General features: G+C 63.0%; 17 protein-coding genes. 11 read left to right on the top strand and 6 right to left on the bottom strand.

From position 1 onward, the window contains the following. Positions 1–38 precede the first annotated feature (38 nt). The 4 genes from ACNFCJ_RS12415 to ACNFCJ_RS12400 all read left to right on the top strand — a co-directional run bounded on the left by ACNFCJ_RS12415 (position 39) and on the right by ACNFCJ_RS12400 (position 4,629). Positions 39–713 carry a DUF1028 domain-containing protein gene (locus ACNFCJ_RS12415; protein ID WP_416771637.1) on the top strand — a complete coding sequence of 225 codons (675 nt, stop codon included), beginning with the start codon at positions 39–41 and terminating at the stop codon, positions 711–713. Then, positions 714–1,862, top strand: coding sequence for an acetylornithine deacetylase (gene argE, locus ACNFCJ_RS12410; RefSeq protein WP_416771636.1), 1,149 nt, complete (start codon positions 714–716; stop codon positions 1,860–1,862). Positions 1,863–2,135: 273 nt separating this feature from the next. Continuing rightward, on the top strand, positions 2,136–3,386 hold the full coding sequence (locus ACNFCJ_RS12405; protein ID WP_416771635.1) for a flavin-containing monooxygenase: 1,251 nt from the start codon (positions 2,136–2,138) through the stop codon (positions 3,384–3,386). 97 nt (positions 3,387–3,483) lie between these two features. Further along, complete coding sequence (locus ACNFCJ_RS12400; protein WP_416771633.1) at positions 3,484–4,629, top strand: alpha-hydroxy acid oxidase; 1,146 nt, start codon at positions 3,484–3,486, stop codon at positions 4,627–4,629. Between the two features lie 15 nt (positions 4,630–4,644). Here the strand turns inward: ACNFCJ_RS12400 and ACNFCJ_RS12395 are convergent, their stop codons facing one another. Next, positions 4,645–5,418 carry an AraC family transcriptional regulator gene (locus ACNFCJ_RS12395; protein ID WP_416771632.1) on the bottom strand — a complete coding sequence of 258 codons (774 nt, stop codon included), beginning with the start codon at positions 5,416–5,418 and terminating at the stop codon, positions 4,645–4,647. A 104-nt stretch (positions 5,419–5,522) separates the two neighbouring features. Here ACNFCJ_RS12395 and ACNFCJ_RS12390 point away from each other — a divergent pair, with 104 nt between their 5' ends. Beyond that, on the top strand, positions 5,523–6,740 hold the full coding sequence (locus tag ACNFCJ_RS12390) for an MFS transporter (protein ID WP_416771630.1): 1,218 nt from the start codon (positions 5,523–5,525) through the stop codon (positions 6,738–6,740). On the opposite strand, the gene ACNFCJ_RS12385 is transcribed toward ACNFCJ_RS12390, so the two are convergent. Beyond that, on the bottom strand, positions 6,737–7,366 hold the full coding sequence (locus tag ACNFCJ_RS12385) for a class I SAM-dependent methyltransferase (protein WP_416771629.1): 630 nt from the start codon (positions 7,364–7,366) through the stop codon (positions 6,737–6,739). The genes ACNFCJ_RS12390 and ACNFCJ_RS12385 overlap by 4 nt on opposite strands. A 175-nt stretch (positions 7,367–7,541) precedes the next feature. On the opposite strand from ACNFCJ_RS12385, the gene ACNFCJ_RS12380 reads away from it, so the two are divergent. Together ACNFCJ_RS12380 and ACNFCJ_RS12375 are read left to right on the top strand one after the other, a co-directional pair. Further along, positions 7,542–7,826: a hypothetical protein gene (locus tag ACNFCJ_RS12380; RefSeq protein WP_041980354.1), complete on the top strand. Its 285-nt coding sequence runs from the start codon at positions 7,542–7,544 to the stop codon at positions 7,824–7,826. 303 nt (positions 7,827–8,129) lie between these two features. Further along, positions 8,130–9,371 (top strand): MFS transporter, encoded by a 1,242-nt coding sequence (locus ACNFCJ_RS12375; protein ID WP_416771627.1) that lies wholly within the window; start codon positions 8,130–8,132, stop codon positions 9,369–9,371. A 189-nt stretch (positions 9,372–9,560) separates the two neighbouring features. Here ACNFCJ_RS12375 and ACNFCJ_RS12370 read toward each other — a convergent pair whose 3' ends face one another. The 4 genes from ACNFCJ_RS12370 to ACNFCJ_RS12355 form a co-directional block, all read right to left on the bottom strand. Then, a complete protein-coding gene (locus ACNFCJ_RS12370) occupies positions 9,561–10,745 on the bottom strand; it encodes a YeeE/YedE thiosulfate transporter family protein (RefSeq protein ID WP_416771626.1) in 1,185 nt (394 codons plus the stop codon). Between the two features lie 211 nt (positions 10,746–10,956). Continuing rightward, positions 10,957–11,883 (bottom strand): sulfurtransferase, encoded by a 927-nt coding sequence (locus ACNFCJ_RS12365; protein ID WP_416771624.1) that lies wholly within the window; start codon positions 11,881–11,883, stop codon positions 10,957–10,959. 102 nt (positions 11,884–11,985) lie between these two features. Further along, positions 11,986–13,215 (bottom strand): acyl-CoA dehydrogenase family protein, encoded by a 1,230-nt coding sequence (locus ACNFCJ_RS12360; protein WP_416771622.1) that lies wholly within the window; start codon positions 13,213–13,215, stop codon positions 11,986–11,988. Then, complete coding sequence (locus tag ACNFCJ_RS12355) at positions 13,212–14,171, bottom strand: aliphatic sulfonate ABC transporter substrate-binding protein (protein WP_416771620.1); 960 nt, start codon at positions 14,169–14,171, stop codon at positions 13,212–13,214. Before ACNFCJ_RS12355 ends, ACNFCJ_RS12360 begins: the two co-directional genes overlap by 4 nt. Before the next feature lie 803 nt (positions 14,172–14,974). On the opposite strand from ACNFCJ_RS12355, the gene ACNFCJ_RS12350 reads away from it, so the two are divergent. From ACNFCJ_RS12350 to ACNFCJ_RS12335, 4 genes are all read left to right on the top strand, one after another. Then, positions 14,975–16,294, top strand: a complete 1,320-nt coding sequence (locus ACNFCJ_RS12350) for an OprD family porin (protein WP_416771618.1) — start codon at positions 14,975–14,977, stop codon at positions 16,292–16,294. A 71-nt stretch (positions 16,295–16,365) separates the two neighbouring features. Next, entirely contained in the window at positions 16,366–17,349 is a 984-nt protein-coding gene (locus ACNFCJ_RS12345) for an aliphatic sulfonate ABC transporter substrate-binding protein (protein WP_416771617.1), read from the top strand. Next, on the top strand, positions 17,336–18,160 hold the full coding sequence (locus tag ACNFCJ_RS12340; protein WP_416771616.1) for an ABC transporter permease: 825 nt from the start codon (positions 17,336–17,338) through the stop codon (positions 18,158–18,160). Before ACNFCJ_RS12345 ends, ACNFCJ_RS12340 begins: the two co-directional genes overlap by 14 nt. Next, positions 18,157–18,888: an ABC transporter ATP-binding protein gene (locus ACNFCJ_RS12335; RefSeq protein WP_416771614.1), complete on the top strand. Its 732-nt coding sequence runs from the start codon at positions 18,157–18,159 to the stop codon at positions 18,886–18,888. Before ACNFCJ_RS12340 ends, ACNFCJ_RS12335 begins: the two co-directional genes overlap by 4 nt. Positions 18,889–19,457: the final 569 nt, after the last annotated feature.

The following is a 19,457-nucleotide window of genomic DNA, read 5'->3' as shown; positions in this document are numbered from 1 at the left end:
CCCGACAGAATCAATTACCAACAGGATCACCGCAGACCATGACCTTCTCCATCACCGGCCGTTGCGCCAAGACCGGGCAACTGGGTATCGCCATCAGTTCGTCGAGTATCGCGGTGGGTGCCCGCTGCCCCTGGTTGCGCCCAGGCGTGGGCGCGGTCTCGACGCAAAACGTCACCCTGCCGGCTCTGGGTGATCGGGCACTGGAGCAACTCGCGCTTGGCTGCTCGCCGCAGCAGGCGCGTGACTTGGCATTGGCCAGTGACGAGTACCGCCAGTTCCGTCAGTTGGCGCTGATCGACCATCAGGGGCGTACCGCACATTTCAGTGGCAGCGAGACCCTGGGTTGCCACCATGCCGTCTCCGGGGAGCAGTGCGTCGGTGCCGGTAACCTGTTGGCCAATCAGGCGGTCATCGACGCTTTGGTGCGTGGCTTCGAAACCAGCGAGGGCTGCCTGGCCGAGCGCCTGCTCAGTGCGATGCAGGCAGCCATGGCTGCAGGCGGTGAGGCTGGGCCGGTGCACTCGGCTGCGCTGATCGTGGTGGGAGAGCAGGCATGGCCCATCGTCGATCTGCGCGTCGACTGGGCCGACGAGGACCCGATTGGCGCTCTGGAGCAGCTGTGGAGCGCCTACCGGCCGCAGATGCAGGACTACATCACCCGCGCGCTCGACCCGACCAAAGCGCCTAGCTACGGGGTTCCTGGAGACGAGTGAATGAACAGCAAAGAGCTACTGGCCACCTTGGTCTCGTTCGACACCACGAGCCGTGAATCCAACCTGCAACTGATCGCCTTCGTGCGTGAGTACCTGGCGCAGCTGAACGTTTCCAGCGAGCTGATCTTCAACGAAGAGCGCAGCAAGGCCAATCTCTTCGCCACCATCGGACCGGCCGACGTGCCCGGTATCGTCTTGTCCGGGCATACCGATGTCGTACCGGTAGATGGTCAGGCCTGGTCGGTGCCACCGTTCCAGTTGAGCGAGCGTGACGGCAAGCTCTATGGCCGCGGCACTACCGACATGAAGGGCTTTATCGCCAGCGTGTTGGCGGCCGTGCCGGGGTTTCTGGCGCAGCCACTGCGCCTGCCCATTCACATTGCGCTGTCCTACGACGAAGAAGTCGGTTGTCTGGGTGTTCGTGACCTGATCGCGCGCCTGGCCGAACGGTCCTGCAAACCTCGCTTGTGCATCATCGGCGAACCGACCCAATTGCAGCCGGTGCTCGGCCACAAGGGCAAGCTGGCCATGCGCTGCGACGTGCACGGTGCTGCCTGTCATTCCGCCTATGCCCCGCAAGGGGTCAATGCCATCGAATACGCCGCGGAGTTGATTGGCGAGCTGGGCCGTATTGGTCGCCAGTTGCAGGCGCCAGAGTTGTGCGATTCGCGTTTCGACCCGCCCTTCAGCACGGTGCAGACGGGCGTTATCAGCGGTGGCAAGGCGTTGAACATCGTGCCGGCAGAGTGTCGCTTCGACTTCGAGGTACGCGCACTGCCGGATACCGATCCACAAGCTGTCGCACAGCAGTTGCAGCGCTATGCTCAGCAGGAAGTACTGCCAAGAATGCGTACGGTGGCGGCAGGCAGCGACATTCGCTTTGCCGAGCTCTCCGCCTATCCGGGGCTTACCACGGATGCGCAGAGCGATGCGGCGCGGCTGATCGCAGACATCTCCGGTTCGGACGACTTCACCACGGTCGCTTTCGGTACCGAGGGCGGGTTATTCGACAGCATTGGCATCGCCACCGTGGTCTGTGGCCCAGGCAGTATGGACCAGGGGCATAAACCCGATGAGTTCATTCATGCCACGCAACTTGAGGCATGTGATGCCATGCTCGAACGGCTGACCACTATGTTTCGCATGTGATTCAAACCGCACTGAAGTTTAACTTCGCTGTGGCCCTCTCGGCTGCCTGAAATAAATAAGTTAGAGCAATAAAGGCGGGTGGATTTAGTGGCGCGCTTCTTTTTTTCTGAAGCGTTGCATTTAAAAAGCGTGATTCTCAAAAGTTTCAGACTTACGCAGACTTATTACGGTCGTTGAATGCTTTGTATGGGGCGCCTGTACTTCTTCGACCGTCTGTTGGCTCCAGGCGCCAACAACATTTCACAGGTTCGACGCCCTTTAGGAAATTCGCAAATGTCCGTTGAAAAAATCAACACGTTGGTGATCGGTGCCGGCCAGGCCGGTATTGCCATGAGTGAACATCTCTCACTGATGGACGTGCCCCATGTCGTTCTGGAGCGCAGCCGCATTGCAGAGCGCTGGCGCTCGGAGCGCTGGGATTCTCTGGTGGCCAATGGCCCGGCGTGGCATGACCGTTTTCCTAGCATGAAATTCGACAATATCTCGCCCGAGGCCTTTCCGCCGAAAGAGCGCATGGCGAAATACTTCGAGGATTATGCCGCGATGCTCAAGGCCCCCATTCGTACGGGGGTGGAGGTCTTGCATGTGGAGCGCCTGGTGGCGCGTCCCGGCTTCAAGGTCACCACCTCGGCAGGTGTGATCGAGGCGGCCAATGTGGTGGCGGCAACCGGCCCATTCCAGAAGCCTACCTTCCCGCAGATCGTGCCGCAGAGTGCCAAGGTTCAGCAGTTACACTCGTCGCTGTACAAGAACCCCGGGCAGTTGGCCGATGGCGCTGTTCTGGTCGTGGGGGCAGGTGCTTCGGGCTCGCAGATCGCCGAGGAGCTGCAGCGTGCGGGCAAACGTGTCTACCTATCGGTTGGCGAGCATTACCGGCCGCCGCGCTCCTACCGCGGCCGTGACTACTGCTGGTGGCTGGGTGCGCTGGGCCTGTGGGATGAGGTCAAGATCCGCCCGAAGAAAGAGCATGTCGCCTTCGCCGTCAGTGGCTACGAAGGTGGCAAGACTGTGGATTTCCGCCGCCTTGCTCATTCCGGCATCACCCTGGTAGGTCTGACCAAAGCCTGGAATGACGGTGTTGTGGAGTTCCAAGAAGGCCTGGCGAAGAACATCGCAGATGGTGATCAGGCTTATTTCGATGTACTGCGAGAGGCCGATGCCTACATCGAGCAGAACGGTCTGCCATTTCCGCCCGAGCCGGAGGCCTGGAACCTGCTCGAGGACCCTGAGTGCATCAAGAATCCGATTCTCCAGCTGGATCTGGAGCAGGCCGGCATCACCTCCATCATCTGGGCGACGGGCTTCAAGTTCGATTTCAGTTGGCTGAAAGTCAACGCGTTCGATGACAAGGGCATGCCGTTTCACAAGCGCGGCATCTCTGCGGAAAGTGGCATTTACTTTGTTGGCTTGCCTAACTTGGTGAATCGTGCCTCGTCCTTCATTTATGGTGTTTGGCATGACGCCAAGTACATTGCAGACCATATTGTCTTGCAAAACGCCTATATGGCTTACGACAAGGTCTGAAGCCAGGCTGGCAAGTATCATCATTAACTTTGCGTGCTGCCGAAGTTGTCAGCTTCGGCAGTTTAGATTGCCCGCGATATAAACATACAGGCATGTCATGGCTGAAATAACCTGCATAGAAGATATGCGCCGCCTGGCGAGAAAGCGTGTGCCGCGCATGTTTTACGATTATGTCGATGGTGGCTCATGGAGTGAGTACACCTATCGGGCCAACGAGGTGGACTTTCAGCGTATCGAATTCCGCCAGCGGGTTGCCTGTGATATCACCCATCGCGACACGGCCAGCACCATGGTCGGAGTACCTGTCAGCATGCCGGTGGCCATCGCCCCGACGGGGCTGACAGGTATGCAGCATGCCGATGGCGAGATTCTCGCCGCACGAGCGGCCAAGCAGTTCGGCATTCCCTTCACCCTGTCCACCATGAGTATTTGCTCGCTTGAAGCGGTGGCCAAGGCGACCGGGCATCACCCGTTCTGGTTTCAGCTCTACGTCATGCGTGATCGCGCATTCGTCGAGAGCCTCATCGCTCGAGCCGAGGCCGCCAATTGTTCGGCGCTGGTGGTGACGATGGACCTGCAGGTTTTCGGTCAGCGGCACAAGGACAAGAAGAATGGCCTGTCCATGCCCCCCAAGCCGACCCTGCGCAACATCGCCAACATGCTGAGCAAGCCGCGCTGGTGTCTGGGAATGCTGGGTACGCAGCATCGTCAGTTCGGCAATATCGTTGGCCATGCCAAGGGTGTTGATAACATCCAGTCGTTGGTGGAGTGGACGCGTGAGCAATTCGACCCGACCTTGTCTTGGCAGGATATCGAGTGGATACGCAAGCGCTGGAGCGGCCGACTGATCATCAAGGGCATTCAGCACCCTGAGGATGCTCGTCTCGCGGTGAGTTGCGGTGCCGATGCCGTGGTCGTGTCCAACCACGGCGGGCGCCAACTGGATGGTGCGTCCTCATCCATCACGACTCTGCCGGAGATCGTGGATGCGGTGGGTGGGCAGACGGAGTTGCACTTCGATAGCGGTATCCGTTGCGGCCAGGACGTGCTCAAGGCCATCGCCCTGGGGGCCAAAGGCACCTATATCGGGCGAGCCATGCTTTACGGGCTGGGAGCTCTTGGAGAGCAGGGTGTCAGCAAGGCCTTGCACATCATTCGGGAAGAGCTCGACCTATCCATGGCGTTCTGTGGGCAAACGAACATACAGGGTATAACCCCTGACATCCTGCGCATGAAGTCTTGAGTGCTCTTGCCCGGTTTACTTGAAGAACTGGCTGGGCGTGGTGCCGAACTGCTTCTTGAACATGGTGGTGAAGGCGCTGGGGCTGTCGTAGCCCAGCTCCCCGGCGATATCGATGATCTTCTCGCCCAGGGCGATGCGCTCCAGCGCCAGCAACAGGCGCGCCTGTTGGCGCCACTGGCCGAAGGTCATGCCGGTGCCTTTCTGGAACAGGCGCTGGATGGTCTTCTCGTCCAGACCCAGGCGGATGCTCCAGTCGGCCAGGGTGGAGGCGTCGCCGGGGTCGTCCTGCAGTGTCGTGCAGATCGGCTGGATGCGCGGATCGGCCGGCTGCGGCAGGTGCAGCGGTAGGGTCGGCAGGATGCGCAGCTCATCGAGGATCAGGCGCATCACCCGTGCCTCGCGCGAGTCGTCGGCGTAGGGTTGGTTGATCTCGACGGCGGCGCGGATCAGCTCGCCCAGCAGCGGTGAGATGGCTACGGCGCGGCACTCGGCGGGCATATCCGGCAGGCTGTCGGGGCGTACGAAGACGCTGCGCATTCGCACGCTGCCGATGCAGCGGATCGCATGCACCTGGCCGCAGGGCATCCAGATGCCGCGGCTCGGTGGCACTGTCCACTGGTTCAGCGCCGAGGTCACCACCATCACCCCGGAGATGGCGTAGATCAGCTGGTGCTTGTTGCGGTGCGAGTGCGGCTCGATGACGGCGTTGACCGGGTAATCGGTGGCGCTGCTGCTGACCAGCCAGGGTGATGCGTCGATCTCGGCCAGTAATTTATCGGCTAAGCGCATGAGACTGCCTTTTTTGCGAGGGTTGTTTCCCGATCTTCGTGAGACAGGCGGTTGGGCGCAGCCTAGCATAGCGGCGTTCCTCATCTCGTTCGGAAGCTTCAAGCATGTCCAGCAGCCCTGCCGCTACCTCCCTGGCCGGCGCTTCGCCCGTCAGCCAGGCCAGCCCTCTGGTGATGCGCGTGATCGGCGCCTGCGCCCTGGCGCACCTGATCAACGACCTGATCCAGGCGGTTTTGCCCGCCATCTACCCAATGCTCAAGCTCAACTACGGCCTGAGCTTCGCCCAGATCGGTCTGATCACCCTGACCTTCCAGCTCACCGCCTCGCTGCTGCAGCCCTGGGTGGGCTACCACACCGACCGCCATCCCAAGCCCTGGCTGCTGCCGGCCGGCTCGCTGTGCACCCTGGTCGGCATCCTCATGCTGGCCTTCGTCGGCAGCTTCCCGGCGATCCTCATGGCTTCGGCGCTGGTGGGTATCGGCTCGTCGACCTTCCACCCCGAAGCGTCGCGCATCGCTCGCCTGGCCTCGGGCGGGCGCTACGGCCTGGCGCAGTCCACCTTCCAGGTCGGCGGCAATGCCGGCACCGCCTTCGGCCCGCTGCTGGCGGCGGCCATCATCATTCCCTACGGCCAGGGCAACGTCGCCTGGTTCGGCCTGTTCGCCGCCTTCGCCATCGTCGTGTTGTATGGCCTGAGCCGCTGGTACCGCCACCACCTGACGCTGTTCAAGCTCAAGCAGGGCGGCGTGGCCACTCACGGGCTGTCAGCCGGGCGGGTGAAGTTCGCCTTGCTGATCCTGGCGCTGCTGGTGTTCTCCAAGTACTTCTACATGGCCAGCTTCACCAGCTACTTCACCTTCTTCCTGATCGAGAAGTTCGACCTGTCGGTGGCCAGCTCGCAGCTCTACCTGTTCCTGTTTCTCGGCGCGGTGGCGGCCGGCACCTTCTTCGGCGGGCCGATTGGCGACCGCATCGGGCGCAAGCAGGTGATCTGGTTCTCCATCCTCGGCGTGGCGCCGTTCTCCCTGCTGCTGCCGCACGTCGACCTGTTCTGGACGGGCGTGCTGAGCATGGTGATCGGCTTCATACTCGCCTCGGCATTCTCCGCCATCGTGGTCTTCGCCCAGGAGCTGATGCCGGGCAACGTCGGCATGATCGCCGGGCTGTTCTTCGGCCTGATGTTCGGTTTCGGCGGCATCGGCGGGGCGCTGCTCGGTTACCTGGCGGACATCCACGGCATCGAGGAGGTGTTCCTGATCTGCTCCTTCCTGCCGCTGCTGGGTATCCTCACTGCGCTATTGCCGTCGCTGAAGTCCCATTAATCGACACGCCGCCACACGCTGGCCAGCCAGGGCTGCTGGTCGCGTGGCAGGCCGGCGGGGCGGTAGTAGTGTTCCAGCTCGACGAAACCGGCCGCCGTGAGCCGCGCGCGCCAGCGTTCCAGGTCGTGGTAGCTGCCGTAGCGCGGGCCGTTCCAGCCTTCCTGATTCTCGCCGCGCGGGTTGGAGCTGAACAGCACGCCACCCGGTTTCAGCGCTGCGTGCAACTGGCTGAGCACGCGCGGCAGCTCCTGATCGGGCACATGGAACAGGCTGGCGTTGGCGAAGATGCCATCGAAGTGGCCGGCCGGCAGATCCAGCTCTAGAAAACTTTGCTGCCAGACTTCGCAGCCGCTGTCGGCGCGAGCCATGGTGACGAACTCTGCGCAGCCATCGAGGCCGATGGCGGTATGGCCGAGGCCGCTGAAGGTGCGCAGATCACGCCCCGGACCACAGCCGAAATCGAGGATGCGCCAGGGCTTTTCGCCCTCGATATGACGCAACAGCGCGGCGATGTTCTGGCTCACGTCATGGTCGCGCGTGCCCTCGCGAAAGTCCTCGGCGCTGCTCTGATAGTGGGCCAGGGTGAGGGCGCTGATCTGCGCGAGTTCGTCGGGGCTCAGGGGCATCGCGATATTCCGGCAAAAGGAGGCATTAGACCCGCTCGGGGGGACCGGTGGCTAGCGAGACGGCTTATGCCTGCTGGCCGTTAATGAACCACCGCTGCGCTTTAATAGTCACATTTCCTGAGGGGTGTAAGTCATCTGGCTGCAGCCGGGCGCCCACAATCAAGGAGATAACGCGATGGTTACGCACTACAAAGTCTCTGGCCACCTTGCCTGTGGCTCTCATGGTGAAAAACTGCCTTCCACCACCGAGCTGGGCAAGGTCAAATGCCGCAATTGCCGCAAGACCGAAGTCTTCACCGAAGCTCGTCGTAACGCCCGTAACGCTGCGCGCCGGGCCGCCCGCCGTGAGAAAGCCGCACGTGCCGTCAATGACTGGCGCACCTCCTGGGAAGCGCGCCTGACAGCCTTGCCGGGGCGCCAGCGCCTGCCGCGCGGTTTCGGCGATCAGGCATTCGTCTAGCCTGGATATTGGCGGGCAGGATGACCTCCCGCATCCGCCCGCACTACCAATGACTGTAGGCGCCGCGCCCCACGACGAATGGATCATGCGACTCGATAGTGCGCTATGAGCGCATCCGTCTTCGCGCCGGGGCGGCGCTCCTACAGTCATCACCCACGGTTCACTTCTACGAACGCTCCGGGTTTTCTTGGGTTCGATCTGCGCAACAGGCTGTTCATCCGTTTGCCCCGCAGCAGCGCCTTGACGTAGATTGGCCGGCTCACCTCGACCGGCACTGGCCGGTCATGCCTCGAGGTTTCTGCCGTGTCCGCTGCCCCCGTTTCCGTCTACCGGCTTCCCGGTTTCCTGCCGTTTCTCATTGCCCGCATCGTGGTGGTGTTCGCCGTACAGATTCAGGCCATCGTCGTGGCCTGGCAGGTTTACGACCTGACGCGCGACCCGCTGTCGCTGGCCTATGTCGGCCTGGCTCAGTTCATTCCCATGCTGGTGCTGCTGATGCCGGCTGGCGATCTGATCGACCGTTACGACCGCAAGCTGATCCTGATGCTCAGTTGGCTGGTCGAAGGCGTGTGCGCCGGGGCGTTGTTATGGTTGTCGCTCAGTGGGGCGCCGATCGCCTGGTACTACGCCGTGCTGGTGCTGTACGGCTGTGGCCGCGCCTTCACCGGGCCGGCGTTGTCCAGCCTGCTGCCGCAGATCGTGCCGCGCGAGCGCCTGGCTGCGGCCATCGCCGCCAACAGCATGATCATGCGCGGCGCGACCATTTCCGGCCCGGTGATCGGTGGTGGTCTGTACGCCATCGGTGGCGGCGGGCTGACCTACTCAGTGTGTTTGGCCTGCTTCCTCGCCGGCACCGCCCTGATGTTGCGGGTGCCCGTGCGCTATGCGGAAAAGATGCAGGCGCTGGAGGCGACCGCCTGGGCGCGTTTTACCGCCGGCATCCACTTCATCCGCACGCGGCCGATCATCCTCGGCACCATATCGCTGGACCTGTTCGCCGTGCTGCTCGGCGGCGTGATCGCGCTGCTGCCGATCTACGCCCAGGAAGTACTGGAAGTCGGGCCGACCGGCCTGGGTCTGCTGCGCAGTGCCATGGCCATTGGTGAGGTGTCGGTCGGGTTGTACCTGAGCATGAAGCCGTTCAACCGCCATGTCGGCCTGGTGATGTTCGGCGCGGTGGCCCTGTTCGGTGTGGCCAACCTGGTGTTCGCCCTGTCCAGCCTGTTCTGGTTGTCGTTCGCCGCGCTGGTGGTGGCCGGCGGCGCGGACATGGTGAGCATGTACATCCGTTCCTCGCTGGTGCAGTTCTCCACACCGGACACCATGCGTGGTCGGGTAAATGCGGTGAACATGCTGTTCATCGGCTCTTCCAACGAGCTCGGCGAATTTCGTGCCGGTACCAGCGCGGCGTGGTTCGGCGTGGTGCCGGCAGCGCTGATCGGCTGCGCCTGCACCCTGACCGTGACCGGCGGCTGGATGCTTGGCTTCAAGAGCCTGCGCAAGGTGAATCGCTTCGAGGATGCGTCGCCGAGCAAGATGGCCTGACGTAGGGCGGATGAAATCCGGGCTACGGACTTCGACGCGAACAAACGGCCGGATCAATACGCGCTAACCAACCCTCTCCCCCAGCCCCTCTCCCATAAATGGGAGAGGGGAGCCGAGCCGCGCGCGTTCCGTAGGGCGTCGCGGGGCCGCACTAGGTCGTGCGCACCGCGGTCGAACCGAGCTCCCCGACTACCCCAAGCGCAGCAACGGCCTGAGCTTCAAGCCAAGCAGGGTACCAACCAGGCAGAACAGGCCGAACACCCAGCCTGACGCCGCGCCAGCCATCACCCCGGACAGCAGCGTGCCCACCGTGCAGCCCAACGCCAGCAGGCTGCCCCAGCCCAGCAGCGCGCCACCGAGCAGGCCGCGTAGCCAATCACGTGGTGCACCGCCGCTGGGGCGGAAATCGCCTGCGGCCAGGGCGCTGGCCCAGGCCGCGCTGACCAGGCCGATGACGAACAGGCCGTTGTTCGACAGCAGGGTTTCCTTGATCACCGTGGCGCAGCCGGAAAAGCCGTCGAGTCCCTCCAGGCGTTCGGGTAGCCAGCCCAGGCTATCGGCGCTGGTGCGCGCCAGGCTGCCCAGCTCGGCCGTCACCCCCAGCGGTGCGACGCGAAAGTAGGCCAGCACCGCCAGCCCACCGATCAGCACGCCGCCGACCCAGGCCGGCCAGCGTGCGCCGAACATCAGCGACCATAGCCCCTGTGTCTCGGAAGCTGTGCCCGCCTGGCGATAACGCAGCAGCCAGGCAGCGAGCGCGCCAAGCAGGATCAGTTGCAAGAGCAGGGATCCGCCGTAACCGAGCTTGCCCGGCAACCACAGCACCGGCGCCTCCTGCAGGGCGGCCAGGTACAGCGGATTCCAGCTGAGAAAGCCTAGGGCGAAGCCAAGCAGGGCGCCGGCGAGTGCAGCCAGTGAGGCGAAGTTGCCTTCACCGAGGCGGTACAGGTGCGCACTGATGCACGAGCCGGAAATCGCCATGCCGATGCCGAACACCGTGGCGGCCAGAGCCAGCACCCAGCTCAGCGGGCCTATATGGGCATCCGGTGGTAGGCGTCCACCGCTGGGGTCTGGCAGGAAGGCGCCGAACACCGCGTGATAGCCGAGGGTGCCGACCGCCAGGGCGGCGAGCAGGCCGAGCAGGCCGTCCGGCACACGGCGTTCGACGAAGTCGCGCGTCACGCAGAAGAAGCAGAAGCGTGCACGCTGTAGAAACAGACCGAACAGCGCGCCACTGGCCAGCGAATAGCCGAAGGCGCGGCCCTGGTTACTGCCATCGGACAGTTGCCAGATGAAGGCGAGCAGGGCGAGAGCGAGCAGGCCCGCCAGGGTGATGGGCAGCACTGCGCGAGTGGAGACGATACTGGCGGTCATAGGTTGTCCTTTCCGACCGTGATGACTAAAGCTGCCCCGGCGTTTCGGCCGGGGCCGCGTTTTGCGTGACTGACATTTGTTTTGTAGGAGCGGCTTCAGCCACGAGAATCGCGGATAAATCCGCTCCTACAGGAAGCATCAGCCTTGGGGGATGAATTCGCGTTGGTGGTGAATCGCTGACGCGTGATTCACCACCGCACCGAGTGTTCGCTTACTTGCCGCCCCAGACGGTGCCGGCCACGTTCACCACCGGTACGCCCACGGCATTGCCGTATTCGGTCCAGGAACCGTCGTAGTTGCGCACGTCGTAGCCGAGGATTTTCTTCAGGGCGAACCAGGTGTGGCTGGAGCGCTCGCCGATGCGGCAGTAGGTGATGATCGGCTTGCTACCGTCGATGCCGACTGCGCCGTAGACCTTCTTCAGCTCTTCAGCCGATTTGAAGGTGCCATCAGCAGCGACCGCCTGGCCCCAGGGCACGTTCACTGCGCCTGGTACATGGCCGGCGCGCACGGCAAGCTCCTGCACGCCCTGCGGGGCGAAGACCTTGCCGTTGTATTCATCGGGCGAGCGGATATCCACCAGTTGCGTGTCGCTGCGTTTTTCGGCGGCAGCTAGCACATCGGGGAGGAAGGCCCGCAGGCTCTTGTTGGCGGCCTGTACCGTGACGTTACCGGCCTTCGGTGTGCTGGCGCGGCTGTCCAACTGGCGCCCTTCGGCCTCCCACTTGGCGCGGCCCCCGTCGAGCAGTTTGACGTTATCCACGCCGTACACGTCGAACACCCAGGCGCCCCAGGCGGCGAACCAGTTGTTGTTGTCACCGTAGATGATCGTGGTGCTGTCGTTATTCACCCCGGCCTTGCGCAGCAGTTGCTGGAAGGCTTCCTGGCTGGCGATGTCACGGCGTACCGGGTCAACCAGGTCGCTGTGCCAGGCGAAGTTCACCGCGCCGGGAATATGCCCGCGTTCGTAGACACCGGGCGCCACACTGACTTCGATGATGCGTACCTTGGGATCTTTCAGGTTCTTTTCCAACCAGTCGGTGCTGACCAGGTATTCGCTTGTGGCATGCGCCGTCACCGATTGCAGCAGAGCGGCGGCTAGCAATGCGCCGGCGCCGAATAGGGTCTTGATCTTCATTGTGTTGACCTCGTTGTCGTTGGCAGTTTTGCGGCTGATTAGCCTTTGTCGATGCGAGATATGGGTTTTCCATGCATGTTGGTTGTGGCTCTAACCTCCTTGTCAGCTGTACAGCGACGCTTGTGGGCCCTGGCCGCTGAGCAGCCAGTGGCCGAGGTCGCGTACCTTGTAGTCGATGGGGTCGTGCAGGCTGTGCACGCGCACGTTGCGCCAGAAGCGGTCGAAGCCGTAGCGCGAGCTGGTGGCGCGGGCGCCCATGGCTTCGAAAATCTGGCTGGTGATGTCCAGCGCGGCGCGCACCGCCACCACCTTGGCCTCGCTGATGGCAAGCGCCACTTCGGCGCGTTCGGCGGCGGTCAGTGCCGGTTTTTCCCAGGCGGTTTGCAGGCGCTGGGCGGCGTGCTCGGCCAGTGGCAGGGCGCTGCGATAACGCAGCCACAGCTCGCCGTAACGCTGCTGGATAAATGGATCGTCGCTGGCATTGGCCACGCCCGATGCTGGCCAGGCGCGGCTCTGTTCGCGGGTGTAACGCAGCGCTGCATCCAGCGCGCCCTGGGCATTACCCAGGTAAAGCTGGGTGAGGATCAGTTGCGACAGGCAGGCACGCAGGGTGGTGCGCGGGCTTGGGCCGACCGGGCCGAGCAGCTCGCTGGTGTCGACGAATACCTGCTCGAACTGCACCGTGCCGCTGTCGGTCTGGCGCTGGCCGAAGCCGTCCCAGTCGCTGTTCACCGCCAGCCCTTCGCGCTGGCTGGGCAGAACGATGAACACCCGATCTTCCGGGTTCTTGCCGCGCGGTGCGCTGATCACCAGCGCGTCGGCGCCAAGCGCACCGGAGCAGAACGACTTGCTGCCATTGAGCTCGTAATGCTCCTCGCGCTGGCTGAGGGTCAGGCCAGCGTCGCGACCATTGGTGGCGTTGCCCCAGAACCAGCGCTCCTGCACCGTGCGCGTCAGCCAGTGGCGCTGCTGATCGGGGTTGCCGAACAGCAGGATGGTCGCCACCTGCAGGTGCTGGAAGGCAAACAGGTGGGCCAGCGAGCTGTCCACCGCCGCCAAGTAGCGCACGATGCGATAGATTTCCGGCCAGGCCACGCCCTGACCGCCGTACTGCTGCGGCACGGCCAGGGTCAGCAGGCCGCTTTCACGGATCAATTCGCGTTCGGCCTGGGCGCTGCCGCCAGCACGATCACGTTCCACCGCGCTGGCCGCCAGGCGCCGGGCCAGGCGTTCGACCTTGGCCGTGCGGCTGCCGAAGTCCACGGGGAACAGGTGCGCGGCGAACAGCGGTTCGTCACGCAGGCTGGGATGCAGGCGGGCCTCGGCACTCATTGCGGGCTCCAGATGCTCACTTCACGGGCATCCACCGAGGTCGGCAACAGACTGGCGCCGTAGAAGGCATCGGCGATCTTCTGTTGCTCGGCGAGGCTGTCCGGCTGTACCAGACGCACCTGGTAGCTGCGTTTGGCGTTGGCTTTCTCGACGATGGCTGGGTCGAGGTTGCCCCACAGCGGGCCGAGGATTTCAGCCGCCTGGCGCGGGTTGGCGCGCAGCCAGTCACCGGTCTTCACCAGCTCGGCAAACACGGTCTGCAGCACCTGCGGGTGGCTCTTGGCAAATTTGGCGCTGGTCAGGTAATAGCGCTGGTAGTCGGCCAGGCCCTTGCCGTCGGCGAGGATGCGCGTCGGCAGCTGTTGCTGCGCGCCGCTGAGGAAGGGCTCCCAGGTTACCCAGGCGTCCACCTTGCGGTTCTCGAAGGCGGCGCGGCCATCGGCCGGGGTCAGGTAGGCGGGTTCGATGTCGCTGAATTTCAGGCCGGCCTTGTTCAGCGCGGCGATCAGCAGGTAGTGCACGCCGGCTGCCTTGGTCACGGCAACCTTCTTGCCCTTGAGGTCGGCCAGGGTTTTGATCGGCGAATCCTCGCGCACGATGATCGCCTGGGCGCTGGGGGAGGGCGCTTCCTGGGCGAAATAGGCGAGGTCGGCGCCAGCGGCTTGGGCGAACACCGGCACGGTGTCGGCGACATCGGCGGAGAGGTCAATATTGCCGACGTTGAGTGCCTCCAGCAGCGGTTGGCCGTTGGGGAATTCGTGCCAGCTGATCTGGATGTCCTGATCGGCCAGTGCCTTTTCCAGGGTGCCCTGGCTCTTCAGCAGGCTGATCAGCGTGGAGGATTTCTGGTAGCCGATGCGCAGTTGCTCGGCAGCCTCGGTGAGCGGAGCGACGATCAGGCCGATGGCCAGCGAGGCGGCGATCAGTGTGCTGCGTTTGGAATGAGTATTGGACATGGCGGCTCTCGATACGAACACGTGCCGGCCATGGGAATGCGGCGGATCACGCGTACTTCAGTGTTTAGAAAAAGAAGTCCGGTGATCCGGTGAAGAGAAGCTAGTCGATATAAAAAATAGCTAACAAATAATTTTTAGGAATTAGCTTAGGCATGTATTGACCCGAAACACCGCCGCTCGAACGAGCGTAGGGCGGCCTCGCTCGCGAAGCGAGCAGCCCGCCGGGCCATGCCCAGACCGGCACCGCAACCTGCACCCAGCACTGCACAGTGGTAGGGCGGACCGGAACGCCGGCCGCTCGTAGCGAAGCGAACAGTTCGTCGCTTTGCGTGGTTGCGCATATCTGACGGCGTACTGCTGCGCGAGTACGCCCTACGAAGCTGCTTCGCTCGTGGATCGCCGCCCCGTAAGGCTTACGTGCTGCTTATATTCTTTTTAGTTACTACAAGGTGAAAAATAATTCTTTTTAGGGATTAGCGCTCGTCTCGTAGATTAGCCACCAGCCGACAGCGGACCACCGCATCGGGCCCGAATCAGGGGCTCTTAGAACCTGTTCCCGATCTCGCGAGCTAGAGTCAGGCAAGGCGAAACCAGGCGAAAAAGCGCAGTTTACGAGCTGTAAATGAGCATTTTGATCGGACTCGCGCCCGAGCCTGGTTTCAACGCAGCATGGCCGACGCGCAGCAGATCGTGACCAGGTTCGTATGCCAATCCGCCGAGACCAGCGCCATGTCCGCTGTCCTGCCGAGCCCCTGTGCAGTGCCAACCCCAGAACAGCACACAAAGCACTTGGAGCATCGAGCATGAAAAAATCCACCCTGGCCTTGGCCGTCACGCTGGCCGCCATCGCCAACCAGGCCACCGCCGCCGGTTTCATCGAAGACAGCAAGGCCAGCCTCGGCCTGCGCAATTTCTATTACGACCTCAACACCAAGAACACCGCCAACAACAACGGCGAGGCGCAGGAATGGGGCCAGGGCTTCATCTTCAATTACAGCTCCGGTTTTACCGAAGGCACCGTTGGCTTCGGCCTCGACGCCATCGGCCTGCTTGGCGTGAAGCTGGACTCCGGCGGCACCGCAAGCAAGGCGGGCCGTGATCGCACCCCAGGCCAGCTGTTCCCGCTCGACAGCGACGGCAGCGCCGTGGACGACTACAGCAAGGCCGGCGTGACCGCCAAGGTGCGCCTGTCCAAAACCGAGGCGCGTATCGGCACCCTGCTACCGAAGCTGCCGGTGGTGACCTTCAACGACGGCCGCCTGCTGCCGCAGACTTTCGAAGGCGGGCAGATCACCTCCAACGAGATCGACGGCCTGACTCTGACCGCGGGCCAGCTGGAAAGCACCAAGACCCGTAGCTCCACCGACGACATCTCTCTGCGTATCGCCGGCGCCACCGGTGACGCCGACACCAACAAGTTCTACTTCGCCGGTGGTGACTACAAGCTGACCAAGGACCTGACGCTGCAGTACTATTACGGCAACCTGGAAGACTTCTACAAACAGCACTTCCTCGGCCTGGTGCACAACTGGGCGATCGGCCCGGGTTCGCTGAAGACGGATCTGCGTTACTTCGACAGCAACTCCGACGGCAAGAACGGCAGCGCCTCCGGCCGTGCCGATGGCTACCGCAGCGCCGGCTACTGGCGTGCAGGCGACAGCAGCACCGGCGAGGTCGACAACCAGACCTGGAGCGCGCTGTTCACCTACACCCTGGGCAGCCACTTCGCCAGCCTTGGCTACCAGCAGGTCGAAGGCGACAGCGCCTTCCCGTTCCTCAACCAGGGCGGCGGCGGCTCGTCCTACCTGATCACCGACCGCCAGATCGGCAAGTTCCAGAACGCCGGCGAGCGCACCTGGCTGGCCGAGTACGGCTATGACTTCACCAAACTCGGAGTCCCGGGCCTGAAGGCCAGCGTCGCTTACCTCAAGGGTGACAACGTCGACTCCGCCAACGGTGACCTGAAAGAGTGGGAGCGCGACTTCCGCCTCGACTACACCCTGCAGGACGGCCCGCTGAAAGGCCTCGGCGTGTCCTGGCGCAACGCGACCCAGCGCGGCAACGTCACCACCGACGCCGACGAAAACCGCCTGATCCTGAGCTACACCCTGACTCTTCTATAAACCCCATTTCGCATCTCCTGACCGGCCCGCCAACGGGCTGGAAGGTGACTCATCCGCCCACGGAGATGATCATGAAAAGCACCACCTTGCGTCTTGGCCTGGCCGCACTGTTCGCGGCCTGGTTGCCGACTGCCGCACATGCGGCGCCGCTTGAGGAAGTACGCCTCGACTACGCCTTCTATTCCCCGGAAAGCCTGGTGATCAAACACAACGGCTGGCTGGAAAAAGACTTCGCTGCCACCGGCACCGAGGTGCGCTGGGTACTGTCCCGGGGCAGCAACAACTCGCTGGAGTTTCTCAACAGTGGCGCGTCGAATTTCGCACTGACTTCAAGCATCTCGGCCTTTGTCAGTCGCACCAACGGCCAGCCGGTGAAAGCTATCTACAACTACCTCTGGTCTGTGCCCAGTGCGATCCTGGTGCAAGCCGATTCGCCCTACCAGACGCTGCATGACCTGCGCGGCAAACAGATTGCCGCCACCAAAGGCACCGACCCTTACTTCTTCCTGCTGCGCGCCCTGGCCGCCGAAAACCTCAAGCCTGCCGACGTGAAAATCGTTCATCTGCAGCACCCCGAGGGGCGCACGGCTCTGGAACAAGGTCGGGTAGATGGCTGGGCGGGTCTCGACCCCCACATGGCCGGTGCGCAATTGGCGGGTACGCGGTTCATCTATCAAAACGCGGAGTTTGGTCTCGGCGCCTTCCTTAATACGCAGGAGCGCTTTCTCGGCGAGCAGCCAGAAGCTGTCGCTACGGTGGTAAAGGCCTACGAGCGTGCACGTCGCTGGATAATCGCCAACCCGGAAGAGGCTGCTCAACTGGTGTCCGGTGAAACTCAACTGCCGGTCGAGGTCATTCGCCTGCAACTGAGCCGTTACGACTTCAGTAAACCACTGCCTGGCCAGGTTCACATGGATGCGATCAAGCCGGTCATTCCGTTGCTGGTTGCCGATGGCGTGCTGCGCCGCAACGCCGATACCGAGGCGGCGCTGGCCAGCCTGATCGATGCCCGCATCGCCAAGGACGTTATCGAGGCCAGTGATGAGCCGCGTTGAGAGCCTGCCCCAGGCCCAGTCGAGGCTCGCCTGGCGAAGCTGGCTGCCTGGCCTGTCGAGTCTGCAGGGCTGGTTGCTGCCTGCGATGCTACTGGCCGTACTTGAGTCTGTGGTGCGTATCGGCTGGATACCTGCCTACCTGATGCCCGCACCCAGCGAGCTGGCCGTGACCTTGTGGGAGCTGGCTGAAGGGCCGCTGTGGACGCACATCCTCGCCAGCTCACTGCGTGTGCTGGCAGGGTTCGCCATCGGTGCCTCGCTGGCGCTGGTACTCGGTTCATTGGTTGGTTTGAGTCGACGGCTGGAGGTCTACCTCGATCCGACCTTCCAAGCCCTGCGGGCTGTTCCGGGCTTGGCCTGGGTGCCGCTGCTGCTGATCTGGCTGGGCATCGATGAATCATCGAAAGTCACGCTGATCGCCATCGGCTCGTTCTTCCCGGTTTACCTCAACCTGGTGGCCGGTATCCGAAACGTCGACCGCAAACTGGTCGAGGTTGGCGAGCTGTGCAACCTGTCACGCCTGGCGACCATCCGGCGCATCTTCGTGCCGGCCGCGCAGCCGTACCTGTTCACCGGTCTGCGCGCGGGGCTGTCGATGGCCTGGTTGTGCGTAGTGGCTGCAGAGCTGCTGGCTGCCACCGAAGGTATTGGCTACCTGCTGACCGATGGCCGTGAAGTATCACGCCCGGATCTCGTGTTGGTCGCCATCGCCACTTTGGCGGTCATGGGCAAGTTGAGCGATAGCCTGCTCAAGGGTCTGGAAACACGCGCCCTGACCTGGCGCGACAACTACGACGGGGACAAGCGATGAGTGCATTGATTGAACTGCGTCGGGTCAGCAAATCCTTCGGCGCCACCGTGGTGCTCAATGACGTCAGTTTGAGCCTGGCCGCTGGCGAAGTGGTCAGCCTGCTCGGCCCTTCCGGCTGTGGCAAAAGCACCCTGCTGCGCATTGCCGCCGGGCTGGATCAGGACTACCAGGGCGGACTGGAACTCAACCCGCTGCTCAACTTTGGCCGTGGCAACGGCATAGGCGTGGTGTTCCAGGAGCCCCGGCTGATGCCCTGGCTGAGCGTGGCGCAGAACGTCGGCTTCACCGATGGCTGGGTGGCCGACGACTCGTGGGTGCAGCAACTGCTGCGCGACGTCGGCCTGCACGGGCGTGGCGAGGCGCTGCCTAAGCACCTCTCTGGCTGCCAGGCGCAGCGTGTGGCGATTGCCCGTGGTTTGTACGGCAAACCGCAGGTGCTGCTGCTGGATGAACCCTTCAGCACGGTGGACGCCTTCACCCGCATGAAACTGCAGGATCTGGTGGTGGAGCTGGCCGCCCGCTACGAGATTGCCGTGCTGCTGGTCACCCATGACCTCGACGAAGCCTTCTACCTCAGCGACCGCGTGCTGATCTTTGGCGGCACACCAAGCCGCCTGCAACGCGAACTGGCCGTGCCCCTGGCCCGCCCCCGCGACCGCCGCTCGGCTGAGTTGGCCTACCTGCGTGGCGAGGCGCTGACCGAGCTGTACCAGTCGCACGTGCTGTAAACGAACTCTTCAAGGTGGAGTAACTTTTCGGGCCGTCAGGCCCGATTTTTTTGAGTGCGTCGCACGCGTTGGCTTTTGTAGCCCGGATGAAATCCGGGGGCTTTGTCAGGGCGAGGTTTCAGAGGTTATGGCGGGTATGAAACCGAAAGTTTCATTCGACTGAAGGCGCTCTACCCAGGCTACTTGCTGACGTAGGGCGGCCTCGCTCGCGAAGCGAGCAGCCCGCCAGGCCATGCGAGACCGGAGCCTGCGGCCAACACATCATTGGCGTATTGCTTCCGAGCGGCCGGCGTCCCGGTACGCCCTACGCGCTGTTCCTACCCTTGGCATGGTGGACAAGCTTCGCGTTGTCCACCGCGGCGGGTATTTCAGCGCAGGCTGTCCATGGCCTGTGGGCAAAATGCCATGTGGGTGTTTGCCGTTGGAGAAACGGCGCTCCAGACCTTCCCAAACCCACCCACAAATTCTGTTAACACCACTGTGGATAACCTTTGCAAAAGCCCTCCGCGCCTAGCATTCAAGCGGGCCTCGGCAAGCCGTTCAGTTTTTATCCAATGACGCTCTGCTGG

Origin of the sequence: Pseudomonas sp. NY15364 (genome assembly GCF_048068235.1) — a bacterium.
GTDB classification, from domain to species: domain Bacteria; phylum Pseudomonadota; class Gammaproteobacteria; order Pseudomonadales; family Pseudomonadaceae; genus Aquipseudomonas; species Aquipseudomonas mendocina_D.
The sequence above is the reverse complement of the archived record's forward strand: the minus strand, read 5'-3'. Positions and strand labels throughout refer to the sequence as shown.

Coding starts and splice junctions, on each gene's coding strand:
- ACNFCJ_RS12415 (WP_416771637.1), top strand. CDS start 39: ATGACCTTCTCCATCACCGGCCGTTGCGCCAAGACCGGGCAACTGGGT.
- argE (WP_416771636.1), top strand. CDS start 714: ATGAACAGCAAAGAGCTACTGGCCACCTTGGTCTCGTTCGACACCACG.
- ACNFCJ_RS12405 (WP_416771635.1), top strand. CDS start 2,136: ATGTCCGTTGAAAAAATCAACACGTTGGTGATCGGTGCCGGCCAGGCC.
- ACNFCJ_RS12400 (WP_416771633.1), top strand. CDS start 3,484: ATGGCTGAAATAACCTGCATAGAAGATATGCGCCGCCTGGCGAGAAAG.
- ACNFCJ_RS12395 (WP_416771632.1), bottom strand. CDS start 5,418: ATGCGCTTAGCCGATAAATTACTGGCCGAGATCGACGCATCACCCTGG.
- ACNFCJ_RS12390 (WP_416771630.1), top strand. CDS start 5,523: ATGTCCAGCAGCCCTGCCGCTACCTCCCTGGCCGGCGCTTCGCCCGTC.
- ACNFCJ_RS12385 (WP_416771629.1), bottom strand. CDS start 7,366: ATGCCCCTGAGCCCCGACGAACTCGCGCAGATCAGCGCCCTCACCCTG.
- ACNFCJ_RS12380 (WP_041980354.1), top strand. CDS start 7,542: ATGGTTACGCACTACAAAGTCTCTGGCCACCTTGCCTGTGGCTCTCAT.
- ACNFCJ_RS12370 (WP_416771626.1), bottom strand. CDS start 10,745: ATGACCGCCAGTATCGTCTCCACTCGCGCAGTGCTGCCCATCACCCTG.
- ACNFCJ_RS12365 (WP_416771624.1), bottom strand. CDS start 11,883: ATGAAGATCAAGACCCTATTCGGCGCCGGCGCATTGCTAGCCGCCGCT.
- ACNFCJ_RS12360 (WP_416771622.1), bottom strand. CDS start 13,215: ATGAGTGCCGAGGCCCGCCTGCATCCCAGCCTGCGTGACGAACCGCTG.
- ACNFCJ_RS12355 (WP_416771620.1), bottom strand. CDS start 14,171: ATGTCCAATACTCATTCCAAACGCAGCACACTGATCGCCGCCTCGCTG.
- ACNFCJ_RS12350 (WP_416771618.1), top strand. CDS start 14,975: ATGAAAAAATCCACCCTGGCCTTGGCCGTCACGCTGGCCGCCATCGCC.
- ACNFCJ_RS12345 (WP_416771617.1), top strand. CDS start 16,366: ATGAAAAGCACCACCTTGCGTCTTGGCCTGGCCGCACTGTTCGCGGCC.
- ACNFCJ_RS12340 (WP_416771616.1), top strand. CDS start 17,336: ATGAGCCGCGTTGAGAGCCTGCCCCAGGCCCAGTCGAGGCTCGCCTGG.
- ACNFCJ_RS12335 (WP_416771614.1), top strand. CDS start 18,157: ATGAGTGCATTGATTGAACTGCGTCGGGTCAGCAAATCCTTCGGCGCC.